Source organism: Microbacterium sp. HMWF026, assembly GCF_003061325.1.
GTDB lineage: Bacteria > Actinomycetota > Actinomycetes > Actinomycetales > Microbacteriaceae > Microbacterium > Microbacterium testaceum_E.
Genome location: NZ_QAJB01000292.1, coordinates 1 through 5,322, shown reverse-complemented (window position 1 = coordinate 5,322; position 5,322 = coordinate 1). Strand labels below are relative to the sequence as shown.

Sequence of the window (5,322 nt, the reverse complement as noted above, 5' to 3'; positions counted from 1 at the left end):
GCGGTGTTGGGGATCGAGCCGACCGCCATGAGGCAGTGGCTTCCCTCGATCGTGCGACCGTCGGCGAGCGTGACGACGACGCCCTCGCCGGTGTTGACGACCGACTCGGCGCGCGCCTTGGCCAGCAGCGTCATGCCGCCGCGCTGGAACACGCGCTCGAGGACGGCGGCGGCATCCTGGTCCTCGCCGGGCAGCACCTGATCGCGGCTCGAGACGAGCGTGACCTTGGCACCGAGGTTCATGTACGCCGAGGCGAACTCCGCACCCGTCACGCCCGAACCGACCACGATGAGGTGCGAGGGGACCGACTTCATGTTGTACAGCTGCGTCCACGTGAGGATGCGTTCGCCGTCGGGCTGCGCTGAAGGCAGCTCGCGCGGGGACGCGCCCACCGACACCACCAGGGTCTCGGCCTCGATGCGGTCGAAGTCGGTGCCGCCGGCCTCGGTCGACACGACGACAGCGCCGTTGCCGTCGAGGCGCCCGTGACCCGAGATGATGCGGACGCCGGCCTCGAGAAGCGAGGAGCGCATGTCGTCGGACTGCTGGCGGGCGAGGGAGAGCAGACGCTGGTTCACCGCGGCGAGGTTGATCGCGACCTCGGGGGTCAGCGGCTTGCCGCGGTCGTCCTTGGCGAACAGCTGCACGCCGAGGCTGCTGGCGTTGCGGATCGCGACGGCGGCGTCGGCCGTGGCGATCAGCGTCTTCGAGGGCACGACGTCGGTGATCACGGCAGAGCCGCCCACGCCGGCCCGTTCGACGAGGGTCACGTCGGCGCCGAGCTGCGCCGCCGAGAGCGCGGCCTCGTATCCGCCCGGGCCGCCGCCGACGATCGCGACGGACTGCTTGCGCTCGAAGCTCTGCACCATGGCATCCATTCTGTCAGCGCTGGGCGGATGCCGATGCGACGCCCAGCTGCATCCGACACGATCGGCGAAGGAGTCTGCCTTCTGGCCCGCGCGCCCCGCGTTTTCTAGAGTGGGGGGATGTCCAACAGCACTTCTCACCCGCTCGATGACCCGGCGGTCGACCCGTTCGAGGTCGCCGCGGCCGCAGCGGCCGACATCGCCCGTCTCTCGGGCGTCGAGCACCACGACATCGCCGTCACCCTCGGGTCCGGCTGGGGACGCGCCGCCGAACTCATCGGCGAGGAGACGGCGTCGTTCCCGGCGACCGAGGTGGTCGGCTTCTCGAAGCCCGCTCTCGAGGGTCACGTCGGCACGCTCCGCAGCGTCCGCACCCCCGGCGGCAAGAATGTCCTGGTCATCGGCGCGCGCACGCACTACTACGAGAACCACGGCGTCCGCCGGGTCGTGCACAGCGTGCGCACCGCGGCCGCGACGGGCGCGTCGACGATGATCCTCACCAACGGCGCGGGCGGTATCCGCGAGACGTGGAAGCCCGGCCAGCCCGTGCTGATCAGCGACCACATCAACCTGACCGCCGACTCGCCCCTCGAGGGCGCCACGTTCGTCGACCTGACCGACCTGTACTCGAAGCGCCTGCGCGACATCGCCCGGCAGATCGATCCCACCCTCGACGAGGGCGTATACACCCAGTTCCGCGGTCCGCACTACGAGACCCCGGCCGAGGTGCAGATGGCGAAGACGATCGGCGGACACATCGTCGGCATGTCGACCGCCCTCGAGGCGATCGCCGCGCGCCAGGCCGGCATGGAGATCCTCGGCTTCTCGCTCATCACGAACCTGGCCGCCGGCATCCAGCAGACCCCGCTCAGTCACGAAGAGGTCCTCGAGGCCGGTCGCGAGGCCGAGCCCGTGATCTCGGCCCTGCTCGCTCGCGTGATCGGCGCGCTGTGAGCGCCCACGTCGAGTCCGCCCGCGCCTGGATCGCGCAGGACCCGGATGCCGTGACCCGCGAAGAGCTCACGGCCCTGGTCGCACGCGTCGAGGACGGGGATGCCGAAGCATCCGCCGACCTGGACGACCGCTTCGCCACCCGCCTGGCGTTCGGCACGGCGGGTCTGCGCGGCACCCTGGGCGCCGGTCCCAACCGGATGAACCGGGTGCTCGTCGCCCAGGCCGCCGCCGGTTTCGCCGCGTACCTGGCCGAGCGCGCCGACGGGTCGACCCCCACGGTCGTCGTGGGCTACGACGGGCGCCGCAACTCGGACGTCTTCGCGCGGGACTCCGTCGAGATCTTCGCCGGAGCGGGACTGAACGCGATCCTGCTCCCCCGGCTGCTGCCCACGCCCGTGCTCGCCTTCGCCGTGCGCCACCTCGGCGCCGACGCGGGCGTCATGGTCACCGCGAGCCACAACCCGCCCGACGACAACGGTTACAAGGTGTACCTGGGCGGCGACGACCGGGGGGCGCAGATCGTCTCTCCGGCCGACGCCGAGATCGCGGCGCACATCCAGCGGATCGCCGATGCCGACAACGTCACGACCCTCCCGCGCTCGGTGGGCTACGCCAACGCCCCCGAGTCGCTCGTCGAGGCGTACGTCGCCGCGACCGCCGCCGTCGCGCCCGCGCCCGCGGGCGCCGATGGTCTGCGCTGGGTCTACACCGCGATGCACGGCGTCGGGTGGGAGACCGTCTCGCGCGTGCTGAGCGAGGCCGGGTACCCGGCCCCCGTGCTCGTCGAGGCGCAGATCCACCCCGACGGGCGGTTCCCGACCGTGGCGTTCCCCAACCCCGAGGAGCCGGGCGCGATGGATCTCGCCTTCGAGACCGCCCGTGCGGCCGACGCCGAGCTGATCATCGCCAACGACCCCGACGCCGACCGGCTCGCGGTGGCAATCCCCGACGCCGACGCCGAGGGCGGCTGGCGGCGCCTGACCGGCAACGAGATCGGCCTGCTGCTGGGCTGGCGCGCCGCGCGTCAGGCGGCAGAGGCGCGGGATGCCGGCACCCCGCCCGCGGGCGACGAGAACCCCGACGCGGGGGCGACGGCATCCCTCGCCTGCTCTCTGGTGTCGTCACCGGGGCTGCAGGCGGTCGCGGAGCACTACGGTCTGGCGTTCCACTCCACGCTCACGGGCTTCAAGTGGATCTCGCGCGCGCCGGGGATCGTGTTCGGATTCGAAGAGGCCCTGGGCTACCTCGTCAATCCCGGCACCGTTCGCGACAAGGACGGGATCTCGGCCGCCGTTGCCCTGCTGGGCATGGCCGCCGAGGCACGAGGACAGGGGCGCACCGTCGCCGACCTGCTGCAGGAGTTCCGCGACACGTTCGGCGCTTTCGCGAGCGATCAGATCTCGGTGCGCGTCACCGACGTGAGCGAGATCGGCGGGATCATGGCATCCCTGCGCTCGCAGCCGCCGACCGCGGTCGGCGAGGTCGCCGTCACCCGTATCGACGATCTGCTCGAGGGCGTCGACGGTTTTCCTCCCGGCGACGTGCTGCGCCTGTGGCTCGAGGACGGTTCCCGTCTGATCGTCCGCCCGAGCGGCACCGAGCCCAAGCTCAAGCTCTACCTCGACGTGCGCGGCTCGTCGGCGAAGAAGGCCGGCCGACGCCTGGCCGCTCTGCGCGCCGGCGCCGAGGAACTGCTCGCCTCGGTGCGCTGAGAAGCCACGGCGGTGCCGTCCTCGCCCGAGGACGGCACCGCCGTGATCTGCACCCCCCGCGCTCCCGCCGCCGCGGTCCGAGACCTGCGGCGACGGCCCCCTCGCGATCAGGAACCTCTTTCTTTCTACACCGGCGTCCCCGGTGCGCACGAGCGCAGACCGCGGGACCAGTAGTCACCGGGTGCTACCGAGACGGAGGGGGCGTTTCCCCTACGTAGTCGGAACCGGTACGGGGGACGGATGCCGCCGGCATCCGCCCCGCTTAGCTTCGCTTGTGGACCGCATCATCCGACCCACGGGGGGCTCGGGGGTGTGCGGCCATTGAGGAAGCACACACATGACCATTCGTCCGCAGTCCTCCGCGCGTGCGTGGAAGACCGTCCGTGCTGCCGGCGCCACCGCCGTCGTCGCAGCGCTCCTGATCCCGGCGTCGGCCGCGCAAGCCGCCGACGTCGTGTCGCAGGGCACGGGCCGCATCGTGACCACGTCGCTGCTGGGCACCGACGTGCTCGACAACGCCGTGGCGCTGCGCGGAGCCAACGCCGTCAACGCCGACGCGTCCGGCGACGTGATTGTCGATCTGCCCCTCGACGCCAGCGCCGTCGGCGGGCTCGTGGCCCTTCAGGCCGGATCCACCAACCTGTTCGGCGACAACGGCATCATCCGCCTCGGCGCCGTGGGCCAGTACGCCCGCGCGAACGACGACGGCAGCTCGTCGGCGTTCTCGGGTGCGGTCTCCGCCGCGCCGAGCCTGATCGGCGTCGGCACCATCACGCCCTCGAGCGTCGGTTCGCCCTCGGCGGGCGACTCGGCGACGATCGTCGTCGGCACCGACGCCGACCCGGTCGGACTGCAGGTGGGGATCGGGGCGTTCGCCGCCTCGGCGATCAACACCGCCGACGGTGCGCAATCCGGCGACTACGTGCTCACCGACGTGGACGTCGTCGTCAACGGCACGGTGCTGCAGGGCACGATCGACACGCTCAACAGCACCCTCGGGCCGCTCATCGCGACGGCCAACATCGCGGGCGCCAACGTGACCAACCCCTTCACCTCGGGTGACATCACCCTGACCGAACAGGACCTGCTCGCTGTGGCCGGCGTGCCGGACCTGAACAGCCTCGCTCCCGGCACCGACCTGCTGTCGCTCGTACCCGCGGCGGTCGTCACGAAGGTGCAGACCCTGGCCAACGGCCTGCTGACCCAGATCGGAGCATTCGCGGCTGGGCTGCCGTTGGGCGGAGTACTGCAAGGTCTGGTCACAGAAGCGCAGAACACGCTCAACCCCATCCTCAGCGCTCTCAGCACCTCGCTCCAGGGCCCCCTCGGCGATGCCGTCACCCAGCTCGCGCAGCTCCCGGTCAACGTGCAGTCGACCGTCGACGGCACCTTCACGCAGACCGCCCTGCGCGTCGGCGTCGGCCCCGACGGATCGCTCGCCAGCGTCGACCTCGCCAGCGCCGCGGTCGGCCCCAACGCCGGCCAGCTCGCGGTGCCGGTCGCCGGTCCCGAGTCGCTGGCGATCGCCGGCGGCGGGTTCGGTCTGGCCGCCGTGATCGTCGCCGCGGTCATGCTGCGGCGCCGCACGCGGGTCGCCGTTCCGACGGCGCGAGGCTGATCGCATGTACCGCAACGGTGCGATGGGCGGTGGCGCCGCCGGCGTCATCGCCGCCACCGGCTACATGGCCCCGACGGCGACCCTCGTCGCCGTCGGGGCCGGGGCCGCCCTCATCGGCGGCCTGCTGGCCTGGCGCACACGACGCCAGCGCCTGCAGGACGCTGCCGCAACG

At 72.0% G+C, this 5,322-nt stretch carries 4 protein-coding genes; 3 read left to right on the top strand and 1 reads right to left on the bottom strand.

Annotated features, from left to right (window positions below):
- On the bottom strand, positions 1-878 hold an 878-nt coding region (locus tag DBR36_RS18385; RefSeq protein WP_258222757.1), incomplete at its 3' end, for an FAD-dependent oxidoreductase.
- 108 nt (positions 879-986) lie between these two features.
- Between DBR36_RS18385 and DBR36_RS11270 the strand changes: the two genes are divergently transcribed.
- The 3 genes from DBR36_RS11270 (at position 987) to DBR36_RS11260 (ending at position 5,150) form a co-directional block, all read left to right on the top strand.
- Positions 987-1,820: a purine-nucleoside phosphorylase gene (locus DBR36_RS11270; protein ID WP_108319429.1), complete on the top strand. Its 834-nt coding sequence runs from the start codon at positions 987-989 to the stop codon at positions 1,818-1,820.
- On the top strand, positions 1,817-3,532 hold the full coding sequence (locus DBR36_RS11265; protein ID WP_108319427.1) for a phospho-sugar mutase: 1,716 nt from the start codon (positions 1,817-1,819) through the stop codon (positions 3,530-3,532). The genes DBR36_RS11270 and DBR36_RS11265 overlap by 4 nt, the downstream gene beginning before the upstream one ends.
- Positions 3,533-3,869: 337 nt before the next feature.
- Entirely contained in the window at positions 3,870-5,150 is a 1,281-nt protein-coding gene (locus DBR36_RS11260; protein WP_108319425.1) for a choice-of-anchor G family protein, read from the top strand.
- Positions 5,151-5,322 lie beyond the last annotated feature (172 nt).